An 18,462-nucleotide genomic window follows, 5' to 3' on the forward strand; every position below is an offset into this window, starting at 1 on the left:
GCCGGCCTCACGTGATGGCTTTTCTCCTCGAATCCGGCCCCTTTTTCAGCGCCTGCCCAAGCCGCTCCCGGCCATCCATGGCCTCCGCGGCATAAGTCCATCCGTGGACAAAACTCGCTTCGCTCAAACAAGGGCAGGCTTGAATCTGAAAAAGAGGCCGGATTCGAGGCGCCATCAAGATCGGCCAACAAGGCAGGCCCATCACTTGCTACAGACCGGATGAGTAGTTACCCCCGGGCGACACACCGCGAAATATGCTCAGGCGTCGTCGGCGACCACCACGCTATCCGGCTGGAGCAGCGGCGACGGCTTGCCGATATGGTAGCCCTGGGAGTAATCGATTCCGGCATCCGCCACCGCGGCCATCACTTCGGCACTCTCGACAAATTCACCAATGGTGCGGATACCCAGCTGCCGCGCCAGCAGCGCAATGCTCTGTACAAACGCCATATCCCGATGGTCGTTGATCATATTGGCGATGAAATCGCCCTCGATCTTGATGTAGTCGACCGGGAAGCGCTTAATGTAGTGGAATGAGGAGAAACCGGAGCCGAAGTCATCGATGGCAAACTTGTAACCGTCGATGTGCAGGCGGTTGACAAACTGCTCCAGCATACCGACATTGCGCACGGTATCGCGCTCGGTCAGCTCGAATACGATCTGATCCGTACGCAGCCCCGAGGCCTCAACCAGACCACGAATGCCGTCGAAAAACTCATTCAGCACCAGCGCCTTGGGCGACAGGTTGACAAACAGGAGCCCGTCGTAGCCCTGTGCGGCGGCCAGGCTGAAGGCCTTCTCCATGACGATCAGGTCCAGCTTGTGGATGATCCCGAGCCGCTCTGCCACTTCGATAAATTCACCCGCGGCGACCAGGCGCCCATCCGGCAGGCGGATCCGGCTCAGCACCTCATAGGCGTGGATAGTGCCATCGCCCGACTCCACGATGGGCTGGAAGAAGGGCACCACCCAGCGCTCCTCCACCGCCTGGGTGACCAGCTGGGTCTTCTCGCTGATCTCGCGGAACGTCTCCAGCAGGTCATCCTGATCGGGAATGGCCAGCCGGTGCTTACCCTGGGCCTTGGCCTTGTACATCATGTGATCGGCGAACAGGAACAGGTCGTTGGCGTTGTCGGCATGATCCGGATAGATACCCACGCCGATGGAGACGGATGCGCGCACCGGCTCATTCTCATCCGTGGTATAGAGCACGCTGTCGGCCGCCTCCAGGATGCGTTCGGCCGCCACGTAGGGACTGTCCTCATCCAGCTCGTTGAGCAGGATGACGAACTCGTCGCCACCGTATCGGGCGAAGACATCACCTACCCGCAGGCCACTTTTGATGGTGTCGGCAAAACGCTGCAGAAACTTGTCGCCCACCAGGTGCCCGTAGCTGTCGTTGATCGACTTGAAGTTGTCCAGATCGATCACCAGCAGGGCAAAGCGGTGACCGTGGCGTTCGGCGCGCCCGGTCTCGTATTCCAGCAGCTCGCGGAACACGCGCTGGTTGTAGAGGTTGGTCAGGGGGTCACGGGTGGCGTAGTACTCCAGATCCTTGGTGTACTTGGAGATCACCTTCACCGAACCGATCACATTCAGCAGGGTGGAAAGGATGCTGTCCACCACCAGGGCGCGGGTCGGGTCATCCGCCAGTTCGGCATGTACCCCGACACCGACAATACCGCCGATCTTGGGTTCATCCACGATCAGCGACTTGACCTGGACCCGCAGATCTTCCGCCGTCAGCTGGAGCGGCTCCACATGGGTACGCGCCACGTGGTGATTCACCCGATCGATGGGCGAACCGACAAAACGCGGGTGCCCGTCCAGCGCCTCCCGGGCAACATGCTCCAGCACATCCCGGGTATCGCCCCCGGGCGGTGAATACCAGAACACCTCCAGGTCGAACACCTCGCTGTCCACCTTGAACACGGAAAACAGCGCATAGGTGGGGATGATCTGGTTGATCTCCAGCAGCAGCTGCCGCACATAGTCCTGCCAGTCGCGCACCACGTCGGAGGTGATCACAAAACGTTCCAGCAGACGGATCTCAAATTCCAGCAGATCCTTGTCCACCGCCACGTCGCGCAGCTTGGTAACCAGGGTGGTGACCTCGTCGAACACCTGGCGCAACTCCTTAAAGGCGGGACGCGGCGCGGCGTCGCTCAGCGCCCGCAGATCGGCCACCCGGTTGATATTGCCGATATGATTGCGCAGCCCGGCCAGCGGCTCCTCGATGCGCCGGGTGATGAACAGGGTGACCAGAAACGCCACCACCAGGGGCAGGGGCGCGAGCAGGGCAAACACAGTCAGGAACTGGGAGCGTGCCTTCTCCAGGGTCGGCCTCAGGTCCTGGCGGAATTCGATGACGCCGAGCGTATCACCGACCTCCGCGTTGCCATGACACTTCAGACAGACCTCGCTCGCCTGCAGCGGAAACAGGTCCCTGATACCGCCGGTCTGGTGCAGCGTGAGCCGCTGGCCGTCACGGAACAGGGTCTCCAGCGAGGCATCGAATGCCGGCTGTTCGATCTCACCATAGCGGGCGCTCACCAGGGGGCCGCGGTATATCTCCAGGCTGTAGCTGGTGTCGTCGGTGCTGTCGCGCAGCCCGGCCAGGAACTGTTCCAACTCCTCCCGTGACCAGCCCCGGCTCATCACCTGGTACATGGCGGAAAAGACCTGGCCGGAGACGATACGCGCCACCTGCCGGGCATCCTGACGCAACGACTGGTCATAGACCTTGGAGACCACCAGATAGGAGACCCCGAACAGGGCCAGCGAGACCAGCACCGCCGCGGTAAGAATAAAACTTTTTATCGACCGGGCCGGATTGAAGAGTGCACGCACAGCAGGAGTTATCCGTTGTTGAAGGGATCAATGGATTCCCTATCGGTCGGCTGGGGAATTTCTTTAGTGCTTTTTCGGCCCGGGCTGTTCGCAGCGTGGGATGGCGTGACGACCCACCCGGCAACTCCACGCCCGGGAGCCTGACGGGCTTCATACCAATGGGTCGGTCAGGCCGTCCCATACCAAGGGGTCAGAGTCAGGCCGCCCCGTCCTGCCGGCCTATTCTGCAGGTTTGCGCGGTCTGACTCCGACCCCTCTTATTCTAGAACGAAGTACTCTGGTCTCCACGGACCCGGTGCACGTACTCCATCTCCGGCCCGGCGGCTTCTTCCGGCACCAGCTCGAGCAACAGATCAATCAGTTCCAGCGCCGTAATCAGGCCGGTAAACTCTCCCTCGCGGTCAGACACCAGCAACCAGCTTTGCTGATGCTGCTGCATCAGCTGCAGTGCGGTCTTCAGTTGAACCTGCCTGGAACAGACCAGCGGATTCCGCCGGTAGAGATCGGCCACCCGGGCATTTTCCGAGTCGGCCGGGGAGCGGCTGCCGTTGAGCAGGATGTCACGCTCGCTCAAGGTGCCGGCCAGGCGCCCCCCTTCGATCACCGGCAGAACCCCGGCATTGGACTTGCGCATCGCCGTAACGGCCTCCTGCAGCGTGTCGGTGGCGTCAATGGTCGGGACCCTGCGTATCGCGATATCGGTAATTTTCATGATCTCTGCTCGTTGACCGATGCCATATTCCGTGCCGGGTGGATCTCCGCATGGCCCGCTCCTTGCCTGATAATTATCCTCATACCAAGCATACCAAGGGGTCGTAGTCAGGCCGCCCCGTCCTGCCGACCTTGCCTGTGGGCTTGTGCGGCCTGACTCCGACCCCTCGCTATTATCCAATTTTCGCAGGTCTGCGGTTGAGATCCACCATCTCTGGTTGATTTGGACCGCCCCCGCAGAGAAAAACCACGGGAGGAGATGTCATGATGCTTGTGCAAAGATTAGCACCGATCTTTTTGGTCAGTGGCATCTTATTGACCACCACAGCGGTCCAGGCGGTATATCACGGCACTTCGGGCGGCAGCAGGCCGGAGACCGGCGGCGAGATGGAAGACGCAGCCTCGGTGACCATCCACGCACCCAAGGACGGTAGCGAACTGCAGGCTGACCAGCCCGTGAAGATCAGCTACCAGGTGACTCCCGGCCCCCGGGGGGACCATGTGCATTTGTATGTGAACGGAAAAGAGGTGGCCATTCTGCGCCGCCTGGAGGGCACCCATGAGACCAGTCCCCTGAGTGCCGGGCGCCATGAAATCGCCATCAAGGTCGTGAACCGGGCGCATGTGCCGATCGGCGTGGAGGCCTCGGTCACGGTGGATCTGTTTTGACCGGTGGCGATCGATAGCCTGATCTATTCCCTGATCCAGGTGCTGCATAACCTTGGGGCGGCGCTGGTACTCGGCGCCCCGGTGTTCTGGCTGCTGCTCGCGCCGCCGCTTCAACGGGCCCGCCCGGCGCTGCTGATCCTGGCGGCGGCATGGGCCTTACAGGGCATTACCGGCGCCGGGTTCGGCGGTGCAAGCTGGTGGCTTTACGGTCGCTTGCCCGATCTTCATCCCATCGCATTCGTGGCACTGCTGATCAAGATCGGCTGCATGACCTCCGGACTGTTGTTCACGCTTTACCTGATCTTCACAGCGCACGGCGCACCCGGACGCCTCGCCTGGGGGGCGCTCGCGGCGTTGTCGGCCATTGCCTTGTCCGCCGCGGCGGTGCTGCGTTGGAATGCCTGAGCGTGCTCACGACCTACCACTTGCTTCCTTCGGCCGGCGGTGAATAGGGCGCGATGGGGCAACCAACACTCGACACCATTCGCGTCGCTGTTCACCTGGCCGGTTGTTGAAAAAACGCACAGGGAACAGTCGTTTGTTCCCTGTGCTGGAACCACCCGGCCGATTTCCAATCATAACCAATGGAGAAACCGTGTAATGCACAGTCTGATCAAACAGCTCAAGGATTTCCTGAACACCTACCTGCTGGTGGAGCTGTGGCGTGGCCTGCGGGTTACCGGGCGCTACCTGTTCAAAGAAAAATTCACCGTCCAGTACCCGGAGGAGAAGATTCCCAAGTCCCCACGCTTCCGGGGGTTGCACGCACTGCGCCGCTACCCGAATGGCGAGGAGCGCTGCATCGCCTGCAAACTCTGTGAGGCGACCTGCCCGGCGTGCTGCATCTATATTGAAGCGGGACCGCAGGGCGAGGACGGTATGCGCCGCACCACCCGCTACGACATCGACCTGTTCGTCTGTATCTACTGCGGCTATTGTGAGGAGGCCTGCCCGGTGGATGCCATCGTCCTGACCCGTTTCAGCGAATTCTGTTTCGAGAGTCGCGAAGGTACGCTGATCCATAAACAGCAGCTGCTGGAGATGGGCGACCGGTTCGAGGCGGAGATCGCCGCCGACCGGGCCGCCGACGCCCGCTACCGTTAGGAGTTTGCCGGGCTTGACGCTGATCTACGCGAAAACCCGACAGACTCCTGGTACTACTTCAATTTGATAAAGTACTTTTGTAGGGTGGAGAAGCCGGTAGGCGCATCCACCATTGCTGCGGTGAGGAGTGGTACATGGACGTACCGTTTACAGACCGGAGGATGGCATGCGCTGTCGCTTATCCACCCTACGAAACTGAAACAGCTTTACCCGGCAATATTAACTTGGAAGATTCCCGGCGCGGAAACCGCCCCGACAGCTGTTCATCCAGGGTACGGCTGCTCCTGCCGCTCATCCCGCGGTTTCATGCACAACGTGGATTCCAGCTGGCCATGATGATCCGCCGGGAGGATATCGCCGATAACAATCACCCTGACCTCGAACTCCCGTAACTTGTTTGTCAGGAGCATCAACAGCGCGCGTCCCGAATCGAACACCCGGACCACCCGGCTGCAATCAATCACGCACACCAGCAGGTTGTCATCCACCTGGGCACAGACCCCCAGCATCGGTCTCGTCAGCGTCAGGTCGAGATTACCGTCCACTGTGATTTGCAAGCCTTCCCCATGCGAAACATATGAAATATCCATTCCCATAATAACGTCCTCTGTTGTAGTCGGATTTACCTAGTTAGTGCCTATCCAGAAACTACAGAAATCGTCATTCCGGCGAATGCCGGAATCCAGTAGCTTGTTGAATCCTCTGGACCCCGGCCTTCGCCGGGGTGACGACAATTTAAATTACGTGCGTTTCTGGATGGACACCAGTTATGCTCATTTCCCTTGCTGGGCGGCGTTATTGAACCAGGAGTGACTTTGCCGCGAATTCGGCCCCGGGTGGGCCTCCTGCATTCCCTGGATTCATTGATGAACCCCGGTTTCATTGACCACATCGAGCTTCGGTGGTTCAGTGCTCAGGTGGTATTTGTGGATTCGATACCTGAGGGTCTCGCGCGTGGTTCCCAGCACACGCGCGGTGGCGGTGACATTGTAACCGTACCGCTGCAGGGCGGTCTGGATGATAAAGCTATCCATCTCATCCAACGCCATCGATCCATCCAGGGGAATGGTCAGACGGGCGCCATCGATGCACGGCTGGTCGGGTGCGCCGCCGGGTGCGCTGTCGAGCTGCAGCCAACGGTCGGGAAACAGCTCCCCGTCGGATAGCAGCACCGCCCGCTCGATCACGTTGCGCAACTCGCGCACATTGCCCGGCCAATCATAACTGCGCAACTTGCGATAGATTTTCTCGGGAACGATCTTTACATGGCGCCCGGCCGAGGCATTGAACTCAGCAATTATCAGGGGCAGCAGATCATCAAGATCTTCAAGTCGTTCACGCAATGGCGGAAGGTCCAGCCGAAACACACTCAGACGATGGTAGAGATCACTGCGGAAGCGGTTCTCCTTCACCTGCCGCTCCAGGTCACGGTTGCTGGCGGCCACCACCTGCACGTTCACCCTAACCTGTTGCTCGCCCCCCAGTCGGTGCAGGGTCTTGCCCTCGATCGCGGTCAACAGTTTCGCCTGAAGATCCATATCCATCTCACCGATCTCGTCAAGAAACAGCGTACCGCCATCCGCCTGTTCAAGAAACCCGCGGTGACGCCCCTTGGCGCCGGTAAATGCACCGGCCTCATGTCCGAACAGTTCCGACTCCAGCAGATCCCGCGGTAACGCGGCACAGTTGACTTCGATAAACGGTCCATCCGCGCGGGGGCCGGAGTGGTGGAGTATGCGCGCCACCAACCCCTTGCCGGTGCCGGTCTCGCCGGTGATGACCAGGGCACTGAAGGGGACTTCAACAATACGACACAACATCCTGCGAACCTGTTGCGCGATCTTGCCGCGGCCGACAAAGGCATCCGGCGGATAGGCGCGCCCGCCCATCTTCGGTTGATCATGCAGCAGTTGCTGGACACGCGCGCTGCGCCGGGCGTCATTCACTATGGTCCTCAACCGCTCCGGGTCACAGGGTTTTTCCAGGAAATCATAGGCTCCCAAACGCAATGCCCTGACCGACTCCGGGACGCCGCCGAAGCCACTCAGGAATATCCATTCACCGGTATGCCCCTGCTGGCGCGCCAGTTCGAAAAGATCGATCGAATTGCCGTCGGGCAAGAGGGTATCTGCCAAGGTAACCAGGGGATCGAGGTCCTGATCGATGAGCTTGTGTCGCGCCTGCTCGAAGTCGGTCGCCAGATCCACCTCCCAATCCAGATGGCGGAAATATCGTGCCAGTTCTGCTCCCAATAATTGATCGTCTTCGATAATCATGAGCAAATCAGTCATATCTCTCCTCCTGAGGCAGGAGCACCGAAACGTGGATGATCGGGCTCGCCCTGGGTCAGTGGTTTTACTGGGGCATACCCTGTTGCAATCGGTATCGCAACACCAAGCGATTCGGCTCCTCACTCTCCATTGTAATCGATCAACACCATCCCCCTTTGCAACGGGGACAAGAACCTCCCGTAATGATTGCAGGGATAGATCGCTGAAGCGGATTGCCCTTGGGACGGATGGGTCCGGGTCCATGCCCGCCGCATGCCGCAGCCGGGCGGTATATCCATTCACCGGCGGGGACACTATCGCAGTTCAGCGAACCCGTTCGCCTCGCTATCGAATGGTGACCGCCTGGCTGAAAGCACGACCCATTAATGTGGGTTGGTTATGACCCGGTACGGGCCAGAGATTCCCGTTGCCAATGATCTCCTGACTTGGTTGAACTGGATCGCAGGCGCCGAACAAGCTTGACCATCTCCTTCATGAACATTACTCCGATCAGGCCTTTTTGCAGTCGCACCACAAATCCCTGAATCCTGAACTTTTCCGGTTCTCTGCCATCACCGGATTCAAGCAGGACTTCAACGGGAGTATAGGCATTAAAGACATTCCAATCCTTGCACTTGATCGCCGCGCCCGAGAGGCTGATATCCATTAACCGGCCATCAATCCGGCACCGATCCGTTAGCCTTAAGACCACTTTTCGATCCACTTCAATGCGTTGACCTATTCTGTGTTCCATTCACTCCTCCTACTACTCGGTTATTTCTTATATAGTTATTGGGGCTATAAAAGGACACCCTTCAATAATTATAAGTCAGCTGCGGATTTTTCAACCCCGGACTCGCCGATATTGTGATGCGTCTATCTCTTGCACCAATAAAAAACCGGCGGATAAAAACGACGGGGAGAAGCAACCGAGGCCGACCAATAAACATTACTACTCACCATAGGCGACGGCCGGACACTCTGCTGGATTTTTTCACTTCGAGCGGGTCATATTGGCAACATGACAAGCCAGGAGTCGGACGGCTTCACAGAAGATTTTTTCGCCTGTTCCGGACCCATCCGCGACTTGGCGACAAAGCGCGCACGCCCCCCCCCGGGCCCGGACAAGGGGGAATTCTTCATTAGTGTCCTGAACAGGGTTGGCCGGCGCTACCGGCGGCCACCCGGGTGAGCCGGTCATCAGCCGAAGAGACCAGAGTCTTGCCGCCACCCACCACCCTGAAGCTGCGCCAGCATCCGGTCGTACTGTTCGGTAAAGTCCCGCACCCCCTGGTCAACGAGTCCGGCGGTGATGCGATTGAAATCGATGCCCAGCTGATCGAACTCCTTAATGACCCAGCGCGCATCGTCCCGCCCTTCCTCGATGGTCGCCGCCGGCGTGCCGTGATCGGCAAACCCCTCCGCGGTCGCCGCCGCCATGCGCGAGATCGTGAGGGGTCCGATCAGGGGCTCCACGTACCGCACATCCGCAGCGACGCTATCCCCGGCGTCCTTGTCGGTACCCTTGTCAGCACGGGTGTCGGCAGCGGTATCAGCCCAGGCGATGCGTTGGGGTCGGGCCCCGTGAGACTCCAGGCGGTTCCAGCGGTCACTGCTCAGCAGTGCCAGGCAGGAGGCATAGGCGAGCTTGGCATTGGCCACGGCCGTCCTGCCGAGCAGTGCCGCCGCCACATCGCCAGCCTTCGACGCGGCCCCCTCCTCGCTCAATTTTTCAAGCTGTCGGTCAACCGCCAGATCGATACGATGGAGGAAGAAACTCGCCACCGAGATCACTTCGTTCAGGGACTTGCCCTCGGCGAACCGGCGCTCCAGTGCGCGCATGTAGGCATGGAAGGCATCCCAATAATCCTGCAGTCCGAACAGCAGCGTGATATTGACATTGATGCCGCGATAGAGCAGTTCCTCGATTGTCGGCATGCATTCACTGGTGGCGGGCAACTCGATCAACAGATTGGGCCTGTCCACCAGACCCCACAACTCCTGTGCCTGCTGCAGACTGCCCGAGGGATCACGGGCGAGGTGGGGGGAGATCTGCAGGCTCGCATACCCCTCCTCTCCCTTGCTCGCCAGGTAGACCGGGCTGAGTAGATCGCAGGCCGCCGCCACATCCTCGATGACCAGGTCACGATAAATGCTCTCCGCCGAACCCCCACGTTCCCAGCCGTCGAGTATGCGCGCCTGGTACATCGGCGAATCGCTGATATTCGCGAGATAAACCGCGGCATTGGCGGCCACGCCGCCGAGCCGCTGCTGGGCGATACGCTGCTGCAGGGAACCATCCTCGAGCATGGCCCGCGACAGGCCATCCAGCCAGAAGCTCTGTCCGTATTTATGCAGTTGAGATAGCCGAGACATGTGTACCCCTCGGTTGAGTGGTATTTTTAACCGGTATTCGGCAAGACAGTCCGTTATGTAATCTGCAATTCAAATGCCAAGCACCGCCGCACCGGGTCAGCGTTTCGCCAAGCGGATCAAGCGGACCCGAATCCAGGAAAACCGGGGCTTAGGACCCGCGCAAGGATAATTCCGTAGTACCGAGGGCGTTCCTGGGCCACGCTGGCAAGGCACGCTTTGCAGGCAATGGCTGTTCCCTTGGCAAAAAGCGTAACGCCGCCAGCGGGGTCCAGGGGCGACCGAATACAGGAACTTATTCTTGCGCGGGTCCTTTTACACCATATCCGGTTGAAAATAACCCAAGCCCTCGGGAACCCAATATCCGACTGAAATCCGCCGCCTGTTTGATTTTTTGGCGGCGCCTGGTGGAGCGTCTGTCAGGGAAGCTCCCCCGGGGCCAGGCCGTCGAGGGACTCGGGATTGGCCGGTACGCGGAAACGCACCAGGGCGGTCTTGTTATCATCCGAATCGATACGCAGGCCGTTCGCCCTGCCATCCGTATCCCGTTCCACGCTCACTGCGACAACCCCCCTGATAATGTGATCGGCATGGGTCTGATCGCCTCGTGTCATTACCACCATATCGGTCCGTTGGCCGTGTCGTTCAACGGTGATTTCACCCAGTTCGAGATCGCGTATGGCCTTGTCGGTATTGTCCGCCAAGCCTGCCTCCAGGTTTCCGGTATCGACCACCCAGAGACAGATCAACCAGCCGCGGTGGGTGCGGCTGAAGCCTTCACATACATTTCGCCACTGCTCATGCGGTATGATTTCGAATTCTTCCACGATGTTTACCTCCTTCGGCTGGAAGTGAATGGGGTTCCGGTGAGATCCCGGCATCAGATCCGGAACGGGCTGACTCGATTCCGTTACGCTTTTCGCCGGCGTTTCCCGCTATAGTGCCATTTGGATACCCGGGCGCCGTACCCGGTTCCACAATCCTCCGACCGGCACGGATCCGGGCGTCAACCGGGCGGTGCGCCCGTCGACCCCGAATCGTTCAGTCCGGCCGTCAATGCCAGGCGGAAAGCGTCCTCAAAGGGGATATCGATCGGCTCCACCCATGAGCTGGGTACATACACAGTGTAGCCCCCCACCTGATAGCTCAACGGCAGGTAGACCGCCACCATCCCTTCCGGCAGTGACAGCAGCTCCATTGCGGCGGCCTGGTCGGCCGTCTGGAAGCCGATCAGACGCAGCTCGGTTATGGATACCATGACCACCCGGTGCAGATTTTCCTGCCGTTTATCGACCGAAAAATAGTTGGTGAAATCACGCAACGAGCGGTAAACAAACTTCACCAGGGGTATTCGCACCAACAGCCGTTCACCCAACCGGAACACCTGCTGGAACAGCCAGACATCGGCGACCAGGCCGATCAGATAGAGCAGGACCAGGCCGAACCCCAGGCCAACCCCCGGCAGGTAGTAGCTCTCTGAAACCACGGAAACGATGACCGACCGGATGCCGGTTTCTATGCTGATGACCAGCCAATAGATCAGGTAGAGTGTCAACGCCACCGGCAACAGCGTCGCCAGGCCCTTGAGCAGGATATTGGATAGATGGTGCATGTCACGCTCTCATCGATGGAAGATGCCTGTGCGTGGAGGCATCGGTCGGCCTGGCGGAAGCTGCCGTTGGCAGGCCGGGTCGGGATTCAGATCGGGCAACCGCCGCCGCGCACCCCGTTCAACCTGCATATAGCCTGCCAGCCATCGCGGTCGGGAAAGGCCTGTCCGGTGCGTCCCGCTCCCCGAGGACGCGGGCGTCTCGTTGGGCCCGTTGCGTGCTGGCATGAAACTTGATGCTCGTTTAATCGGTGATCCGGAAAAAGGAGTGCCACCCGGTATCCGGGTGGACAGGGTATGGAACCGAGGAGGAGATATGAAAAACACCGACCAGATGCGACGTAGTGTGCTCAAGGGCATCGCCGTTACTGTCTGCTATTGTGGCGCACCGCAACTGCTGATCGCCCAGGGGGCATCGAACGAAGCAAAAGTACCCAAGGAACAGGCCAAGTACCAATCCAGTCCCAACGGCGAGATGCGCTGTGGCAACTGCATGCATTTCCTCGCCGACACCAGTACCTGTCGCCTGGTCGAGGGACCGGTGGAAGAGTCGGGTTACTGTACCCTGTGGGGCTCCGCCACCAAATAACCCGATCGTTGCAAAAATCAACCTGTAGGAGCGGCGCCTCACCGCGAAATCGGCCCGGGGGCGGGCCTCCTACAGGGTGCAATGCTGGACTCCACCAGCAGTGCATTCCAGGAAACCATGCAACCTATCTATTTCATCCGGCAGATAACGGGGTGAAACAAATCATTGGGTCATGATCAATGCAACTATTGGGTTAATACCTGGGACTTGGATTAGCCGTCCCGCGCGGACCGGGGTCGCCAACCGACGACGGCCAGCACCCCGATCGAGAGCGGAGGCGGTGGATATGCTCCGGGACTTGGGTGATTTAAACCGCTCTGCGGCGTGGGACGGGTTTGCCCGGCGTCACGCCGCCCCGCCCGGGCTATCCGCAACAGCCTGAAATACCCGCACTTGCCCTGGGTCGATCCGGCCCGGATGAGAACGCCGCCAGCGCGGAACAGGGTTGGCACAAATAACGCAGGAATAGGCCACCGCAATAATCCGGAATGGTGAATCTCCGTTCCGGTTTATCTCGCTAAAGGCCATAGGAGGAACGATCATGAAAGTGACTATTGATATGCCGATGGTGCAGCGCTGCTCTGTAGATGAGTGCGCCTATAACCAGGATTCCTGTTGTCATGCCAAGGCCATCACCATCGGTGATGGAGTGCATCCCGGTTGCGATACCTTCCTGAACGGATCCGCCGGCCATACCCGGGCATCGATCATGGCCGGGGTCGGAGCCTGCAAGGTCAGCGATTGCGAATACAATGACGATTTGGAATGTTCGGCCGACAGCATCGAGGTGGCTATTACCGGTGACACGGCTGAGTGTATGACCTGTAAGCTGCATTAAACCCGCACGGGAAAGCGTCAGGGTTGTCGCGTCCGTGACCCCGTAGGGGCAACCCCTCGTGGTTGCCCGGCTCGCCGTCGTGCATCCCATCCCCGGGCAGGCACGGGGGCCTGCCCCTACATGGCCCCGCCATCGTTCCCGGTTGCGGCATCCGTGACCCCGTAGGGGCAACCCCCCGTGGTTGTCCGTTTCGTCGTCGCTCTCAGACTTTCGACAGCGCCCCGTCAACATCCCCAAGTAGATCGTCGAGATCCTCCAGCCCCGCCGACAACCGGACCAACCCCTCGCTGATCAGGTGCTCGGCCCGCTCCTCGGGGGTGTACACGGAATGGGTCATGCTGGCCGGGTGCTGCGCCAGGCTTTCCGCATCACCCAGACTGACCGCGCGGGTAATCAGGCGCAGCGCATTCATGAATCGACAACCGGCCTGCAGACCGCCCTTGAGTTCGAAGGCCACCATCCCGCCCGGCGCCGCCATCTGGCGCTCGGCCAGTTCGCGCTGCGGAAACGTCTCCAGTCCCGGGTAGTGACAGAGCTCCACCTTGGGGTGTGCCGCCAGCAACCCGGCGATCCCCCGGGCGTTCCGGCAATGCCTGTCCATGCGCAACGCGAGCGTCTTCAACCCGCGCAGGATGAGGAAGGCATCCTGCGACGACAGCACCGCCCCGGTCATGTCCTTGAGGCCGGAGAAGCGCACCTGATTAAGCGACTCCGCGGGTCCGACGATGGCGCCGGCGATCAGGTCACCGTGCCCGCCCAGATACTTGGTGGCGGAGTGCACCACGTAGTCGGCGCCAAGTTCGAGCGGCCGCTGCAGGTAGGGGGTGCAGTAGGTGTTATCCACCACGACCCTGGCATCATAGGGCCTGGCGATAGCCGAGATGGCTGCGATATCGACCAGCCGCATATTGGGATTGGCCGGCGACTCGAAGAAGACCAGGCGGGTCCTGTCGCTGATCGCATTGGCCAGGTTTTCAGGCTCGGTCAGATCGACATGGGTGATCTTTACGCCAAACCGGGCCAAGCCGTGATTGAAATAGGCATAGGTGCAACCGTAGAGCGTCTTGTCCGCGATCACCTCATCGCCCGGCTGGAGCAGGGTCCACAGCAGCGAGGTGGTGGCCCCCATGCCCGAGGCGGTGACCAGCGCCGCCTCCCCACCCTCGAGATCGGCAATGCGCTGTTCCAGCAGCGCCGTGGTCGGGTTGCCGACGCGGGAATAGACATACCCCGCCTGCTCGCCGGCAAAGCGGGCGCTGCCGTCGCCCACGGTCGGGAAGGTGTAGGTCGAACTCAGATAGAGGGGGGGATTCAGGGCCCCGTGGCCCGCGTACGGGTCATAACCGAGATGAATCGCCCGGGTGGAAAAGCCCGCTTTGCCTTGTGTTGATCCGCTCATGGGTCTGCATCATTCCTAAGTTTGTCTGATCAAAATAATATTCGTCTATCTGACGAGTAATCAGTATATTACTCGTCAATCTTTGATTACCATGAAATGGTTTTCGGCAAATAGGGATCGAAATGACACTCGACCGAATCGACATCGAAATTATCAGGCTGTTACAGAACAATGCTCGACTGTCCAACAAACAGATCGCCGCCGAGGTGGGACTGGCGCCCTCCAGCGTGCATGAACGGTTGAAGCGGTTGTGGGAAAACGGGGTGTTGCGCGGAACCCATGCCGAGGTGGACCCGGCGAGCCTGGGCATTGGGCTTGAGGCCCTGTTCATGATCGAGCTGGCCAAACACGAACGAACGACCGTCGATCAGTTCATGGATGACATGTTAACCATCCCCGAGGTGCGCTCGGCCCACCTGATCACCGGCCGGTATGACCTGGTCATCCACGTGGCGGTGCGCGATACCCGCCACCTGAAGAACCTCGCCCTGGACCAGTTCACCAACCGGCCTGGCGTCACCCGCATCGAGACCTCCATCATCTATGACACCCGGGTGAATCATGAACTGCCGGACCTGCGGAATAGCCATCAGGAGTAGTACCCGCCGCATGCCCTCCGGCAACCGTTAGCGGTTGCGGCACAGGACCACAGGTGTCGCGGACCAAGACCACAGGTGTCGCGGACCAAGACCACAGGTGTCGCGGACCAAGACCACAGGTGTCGGAGTCAAACCGGCCCCCTGCCGTGCGTCGGTTCACCGGATCAAGCCCGGTTTGACTCCGACACCTCCATAGACCGAGCCCGGTTTGACTCCGACACCTCCGTGGACCCGACGCCTCCGTGGCTCAGGGATATTAATTTCTCCACACAAACCCTTGACCCTGTAGTCGACTACAGGGTTTATACTGTCGTAAAATTGGCACAGGGCGCTGCCCATCGCGACCCATTTCACGGGGACAGATCATGGAAAACCTCACCATCGGCAAACTGGCCAGGCAGGTAGACCTGGGGGTCGAAACCCTGCGCTACTACGAGCGCAGGGGACTCATCGAGCCCCAGAGCCGCACCGATTCCGGTTACCGGCTCTACAAGGAAGATGCCCGGCAACGCCTGCAGTTCATTCGCCGCGCCCAGGTGCTCGGCTTCTCGCTGGACGAGGTGGCGGAGCTGCTCTCCCTGAGCGACCGCCCGGAGCAGAGCGCCGCCGAGGTGAAACGGCTCACCCGCGCCAAGATCGCCGACATCGAGACCCGCATACTCGATCTGGAAAGAATGAAGTCCGCCCTGTCGGCGCTTGAGGAGCAGTGTCCCGGTCACGCCGGCACCACCGCGGAATGTCCCATCCTCTCCGCCCTGAATCAGCAAGCGCCCGAACCAGAGCAAGGAGAGCCCGCATGAAAAATTGGGATCCCACAGGGAGGTGCCGTATGAACCAGCTTGAACTCGGCATCAAAGGAATGACCTGCGCCAACTGCTCGGCACGGGTGGAGCGCACGCTCGGCAAGCTGGAGGGGGTAAGCGAAGCCCCGGTCAACCTGGCCACCGAGCGGGCCAGCATCCGCTACGACGCATCACTGATAACACAAGCCGCACTGATTGACGCGGTACGTGACGCCGGCTATACGCCGGTGGTCGATGAACTGGAGATCGGGGTCGGCGGCATGACCTGCGCCAACTGTTCCGCGCGGGTGGAACGCATCCTCAACAAACTGCCCGGGGTCATCCAGGCCAGCGTCAACCTGGCCACCGAACGGGCCACGGTGCGTTTCGTGCCGGCCACCCTGGGAGCGGACGAGATCGCCGGCGCCATCCAGGAGGCGGGCTACGAGCCGCGCCCCCTGGAGGAGGATGGCGACGCCGAGGAGCGGGAGGAGGCAGCCCGTGAGGCAGGCCGCCGGGCGATGCGCCACGACCTGTGGCTGGCGGTAGCCCTGACCCTGCCGGTAGTGATTCTGGCTATGGGCCCCCACTTCCTGCCCGGCTTCCAGGAGATCCTTGACGCGCTGGCGCCCAAGGGTCTGTGGGAGTGGCTCCAGGCGCTGTTGACCACGGTGATCATCCTCGGCCCGGGCCGACGCTTCTTCCGTCCCGGCTGGATCGCCTACCGTCACCTGTCACCCGACATGAACAGCCTGGTGATGACCGGCACCGGCGCCGCCTGGCTCTACAGCCTGCTGGTATTGCTGCAACCCGGACTGTTCCCGCCGGACGCCCGCAACCTCTACTTTGAATCGGCGGCGGTGGTCCTGACGGCGATTCTGATGGGCAAGTACCTGGAGGAGCTGGCCAAGGGGCGCACCTCCGCCGCGATCCGCAAGCTGGTGGGACTGCAGGCCAAGACCGCCCGCGTGCTGCGGGACGGCATAGAGGAGGAGGTGCCGCTGGGCCAGGTGCAGCGCGGTGACCGGGTGGTGATCCGGCCGGGCGAGCGGATCCCGGTGGATGGCGATGTACTGGAGGGCGAGAGTTACGTCGACGAGTCGATGCTCACCGGCGAACCGGTGCCCGTCGCCAAGCACCCGGGCGACAGCGTGGTGGGCGGTACGGTGAACCAGCACGGCCAGTTACAGGTCACGGCCACCCAGGTGGGCAAGGGGACCGTACTGGCGCAGATCATCCGCCTGGTGGAACGAGCCCAGGGGGCCAAACTGCCGATCCAGGGGCTGGCCGACCGGGTGGTACGGGTATTCACGCCGGTCGTCCTGGTCATCGCGGCCGTCACCTTCGCGGCCTGGCTGGCGCTGGGGCCCGACCCGTCGATCACCCTGGCGCTGGTGAGCGCGGTGGCGGTGCTGGTGGTTGCCTGTCCCTGTGCCATGGGCCTGGCCACGCCGGCCGCCATCATGGTGGGCACCGGCCGGGCCGCCGAACTGGGAGTGCTCTACCGCAAGGGCGAGGCGCTGGAACGCCTCTCCCACGTGACCCGGGTGGTATTCGACAAGACCGGCACCCTGACAGCGGGCCACCCCGAACTCACCGACCTGGAGGCGGTGGATGGCGACCGGGATACGGCCCTGCGCCTCGCCGCGGCCGTCGAGGCGGGCAGCGAACACCCGCTCGCCACCGCCATTGTGAACGCGGCGCGGGAGCGCTTCCCCACCCTGCCGGCGGTGGAGGCATTTAGCGCGATCCCCGGCTATGGCGTCACCGCCCGGGTGGAGGGGCAGCTGGTTCAGCTCGGCGCGTTGCGCTACATGACGCGCGAAGGGATCGATGTCGGCGCCCTGGCCGCCAATGCGGACGGCTACTCAAGCGACGGAAAAACCCCCATCTACCTCGCGGTGGACGGCAACGTGCGCGCCGTGCTGGCGGTCGCCGACCCGCTGAAGGCCGAGGCGGCGGCGATGGTGGTGGAGCTGCACCGGCGGGGGCTGCAGGTAGCCATGATCACCGGCGACACCCGCAAGACCGCCGAGGCGATCGCCCGCCAGGTCGGCATCGAGGAGGTGCACGCCGAGATCCTGCCGGACGGCAAGGCCAACACCGTCCAGGAGATGCAGGCCCAGGGCCAGAAAGTGGTGTTCGTCGGTGACGGCATCAACGACGCGCCGGCACTGGCCCAGGCGGATGTAGGTATCGCGGTCGGCTCGGGAACCGATATCGCCATCGAGGCGGCGGACGTCACCCTCACCCGCGGCGATCTCGGCGGGGTGGTTACCGCCCTGGATGTGGCCCGGCGCACCCTCTCCACCATCCGTGGCAACCTGTTCTGGGCCTTCATCTACAACATTCTGCTGATCCCGGTGGCCACCGGGATCTTCTACCCGGCCTTCGGCCTGCACCTCGATCCGATGGTGGCGGGCCTGGCGATGGGGCTCTCCAGCGTCTTCGTGGTCGCCAACAGCCTGCGGCTGCGCCGCTTGCGCGCCACCCGGCTGGACGACCCATCCCCGTCGGCCACCCAGGCAACGCAGGGGAACATCCCCCGCGCCAACGAGGCGACTACCTAGTGTTCATCCAGAAACGCACGCAATTTAAATTGTCGTCACCCCGGCGAAGGCCGGGGTCCAGGGGATTCAACAAGTTACTGGATGATTCGCTTCGCTCGC

Annotated in this window: 17 protein-coding genes; 8 read left to right on the top strand and 9 right to left on the bottom strand. The window is 61.2% G+C overall.

The window, feature by feature from the left end; genetic code table 11:
- Window positions 1-258: 258 nt before the first annotated feature.
- Together NPX02_RS00725 and NPX02_RS00730 are read right to left on the bottom strand one after the other, a co-directional pair.
- Entirely contained in the window at window positions 259-2,850 is a 2,592-nt protein-coding gene (locus tag NPX02_RS00725) for a putative bifunctional diguanylate cyclase/phosphodiesterase (protein WP_260291191.1), read from the bottom strand.
- Between the two features lie 262 nt (window positions 2,851-3,112).
- Window positions 3,113-3,562, bottom strand: a complete 450-nt coding sequence (locus NPX02_RS00730) for a CBS domain-containing protein (RefSeq protein ID WP_260291192.1) — start codon at window positions 3,560-3,562, stop codon at window positions 3,113-3,115.
- Window positions 3,563-3,825: 263 nt separating this feature from the next.
- Here NPX02_RS00730 and NPX02_RS00735 point away from each other — a divergent pair, with 263 nt between their 5' ends.
- From NPX02_RS00735 to nuoI, 3 genes are all read left to right on the top strand, one after another.
- Window positions 3,826-4,230 (top strand): hypothetical protein, encoded by a 405-nt coding sequence (locus NPX02_RS00735; RefSeq protein WP_260291193.1) that lies wholly within the window; start codon window positions 3,826-3,828, stop codon window positions 4,228-4,230.
- A 3-nt stretch (window positions 4,231-4,233) separates the two neighbouring features.
- Window positions 4,234-4,635 (top strand): hypothetical protein, encoded by a 402-nt coding sequence (locus NPX02_RS00740; RefSeq protein WP_260291194.1) that lies wholly within the window; start codon window positions 4,234-4,236, stop codon window positions 4,633-4,635.
- Between the two features lie 204 nt (window positions 4,636-4,839).
- Window positions 4,840-5,334 (top strand): NADH-quinone oxidoreductase subunit NuoI, encoded by a 495-nt coding sequence (gene nuoI, locus NPX02_RS00745; protein ID WP_260291438.1) that lies wholly within the window; start codon window positions 4,840-4,842, stop codon window positions 5,332-5,334.
- A gap of 263 nt (window positions 5,335-5,597) precedes the next feature.
- Here the strand turns inward: nuoI and NPX02_RS00750 are convergent, their stop codons facing one another.
- From NPX02_RS00750 to NPX02_RS00775, 6 genes are all read right to left on the bottom strand, one after another.
- Entirely contained in the window at window positions 5,598-5,891 is a 294-nt protein-coding gene (locus NPX02_RS00750) for a hypothetical protein (RefSeq protein WP_260291195.1), read from the bottom strand.
- A 303-nt stretch (window positions 5,892-6,194) separates the two neighbouring features.
- Entirely contained in the window at window positions 6,195-7,625 is a 1,431-nt protein-coding gene (locus NPX02_RS00755) for a sigma-54-dependent transcriptional regulator (protein ID WP_260291196.1), read from the bottom strand.
- A 376-nt stretch (window positions 7,626-8,001) separates the two neighbouring features.
- Window positions 8,002-8,358 carry a PilZ domain-containing protein gene (locus tag NPX02_RS00760; protein ID WP_260291197.1) on the bottom strand — a complete coding sequence of 119 codons (357 nt, stop codon included), beginning with the start codon at window positions 8,356-8,358 and terminating at the stop codon, window positions 8,002-8,004.
- A gap of 446 nt (window positions 8,359-8,804) precedes the next feature.
- On the bottom strand, window positions 8,805-9,980 hold the full coding sequence (locus NPX02_RS00765) for a transaldolase family protein (RefSeq protein WP_260291198.1): 1,176 nt from the start codon (window positions 9,978-9,980) through the stop codon (window positions 8,805-8,807).
- A 416-nt stretch (window positions 9,981-10,396) separates the two neighbouring features.
- Window positions 10,397-10,804 (bottom strand): DUF5335 domain-containing protein, encoded by a 408-nt coding sequence (locus NPX02_RS00770; RefSeq protein ID WP_260291199.1) that lies wholly within the window; start codon window positions 10,802-10,804, stop codon window positions 10,397-10,399.
- A gap of 179 nt (window positions 10,805-10,983) precedes the next feature.
- Window positions 10,984-11,589 (bottom strand): DUF502 domain-containing protein, encoded by a 606-nt coding sequence (locus NPX02_RS00775; RefSeq protein WP_260291200.1) that lies wholly within the window; start codon window positions 11,587-11,589, stop codon window positions 10,984-10,986.
- A gap of 313 nt (window positions 11,590-11,902) precedes the next feature.
- Here NPX02_RS00775 and NPX02_RS00780 point away from each other — a divergent pair, with 313 nt between their 5' ends.
- On the top strand, window positions 11,903-12,175 hold the full coding sequence (locus tag NPX02_RS00780) for a hypothetical protein (protein WP_260291201.1): 273 nt from the start codon (window positions 11,903-11,905) through the stop codon (window positions 12,173-12,175).
- A 541-nt stretch (window positions 12,176-12,716) separates the two neighbouring features.
- On the top strand, window positions 12,717-13,013 hold the full coding sequence (locus NPX02_RS00785; protein WP_260291202.1) for a DUF1540 domain-containing protein: 297 nt from the start codon (window positions 12,717-12,719) through the stop codon (window positions 13,011-13,013).
- Between the two features lie 202 nt (window positions 13,014-13,215).
- Here NPX02_RS00785 and NPX02_RS00790 read toward each other — a convergent pair whose 3' ends face one another.
- Complete coding sequence (locus tag NPX02_RS00790; protein WP_260291203.1) at window positions 13,216-14,412, bottom strand: methionine gamma-lyase; 1,197 nt, start codon at window positions 14,410-14,412, stop codon at window positions 13,216-13,218.
- A 122-nt stretch (window positions 14,413-14,534) separates the two neighbouring features.
- Between NPX02_RS00790 and NPX02_RS00795 the strand changes: the two genes are divergently transcribed.
- The 3 genes from NPX02_RS00795 (at window position 14,535) to NPX02_RS00805 (ending at window position 18,363) form a co-directional block, all read left to right on the top strand.
- Window positions 14,535-15,011: an Lrp/AsnC family transcriptional regulator gene (locus NPX02_RS00795; RefSeq protein WP_260291204.1), complete on the top strand. Its 477-nt coding sequence runs from the start codon at window positions 14,535-14,537 to the stop codon at window positions 15,009-15,011.
- Between the two features lie 365 nt (window positions 15,012-15,376).
- On the top strand, window positions 15,377-15,811 hold the full coding sequence (locus NPX02_RS00800) for a heavy metal-responsive transcriptional regulator (protein ID WP_260291205.1): 435 nt from the start codon (window positions 15,377-15,379) through the stop codon (window positions 15,809-15,811).
- Between the two features lie 29 nt (window positions 15,812-15,840).
- On the top strand, window positions 15,841-18,363 hold the full coding sequence (locus tag NPX02_RS00805; protein WP_260291206.1) for a heavy metal translocating P-type ATPase: 2,523 nt from the start codon (window positions 15,841-15,843) through the stop codon (window positions 18,361-18,363).
- The last annotated feature ends 99 nt before the right edge of the window (window positions 18,364-18,462 follow it).

Source organism: Sedimenticola hydrogenitrophicus, assembly GCF_025175675.1.
GTDB classification, from domain to species: Bacteria; Pseudomonadota; Gammaproteobacteria; order Chromatiales; family Chromatiaceae; genus Sedimenticola; species Sedimenticola hydrogenitrophicus.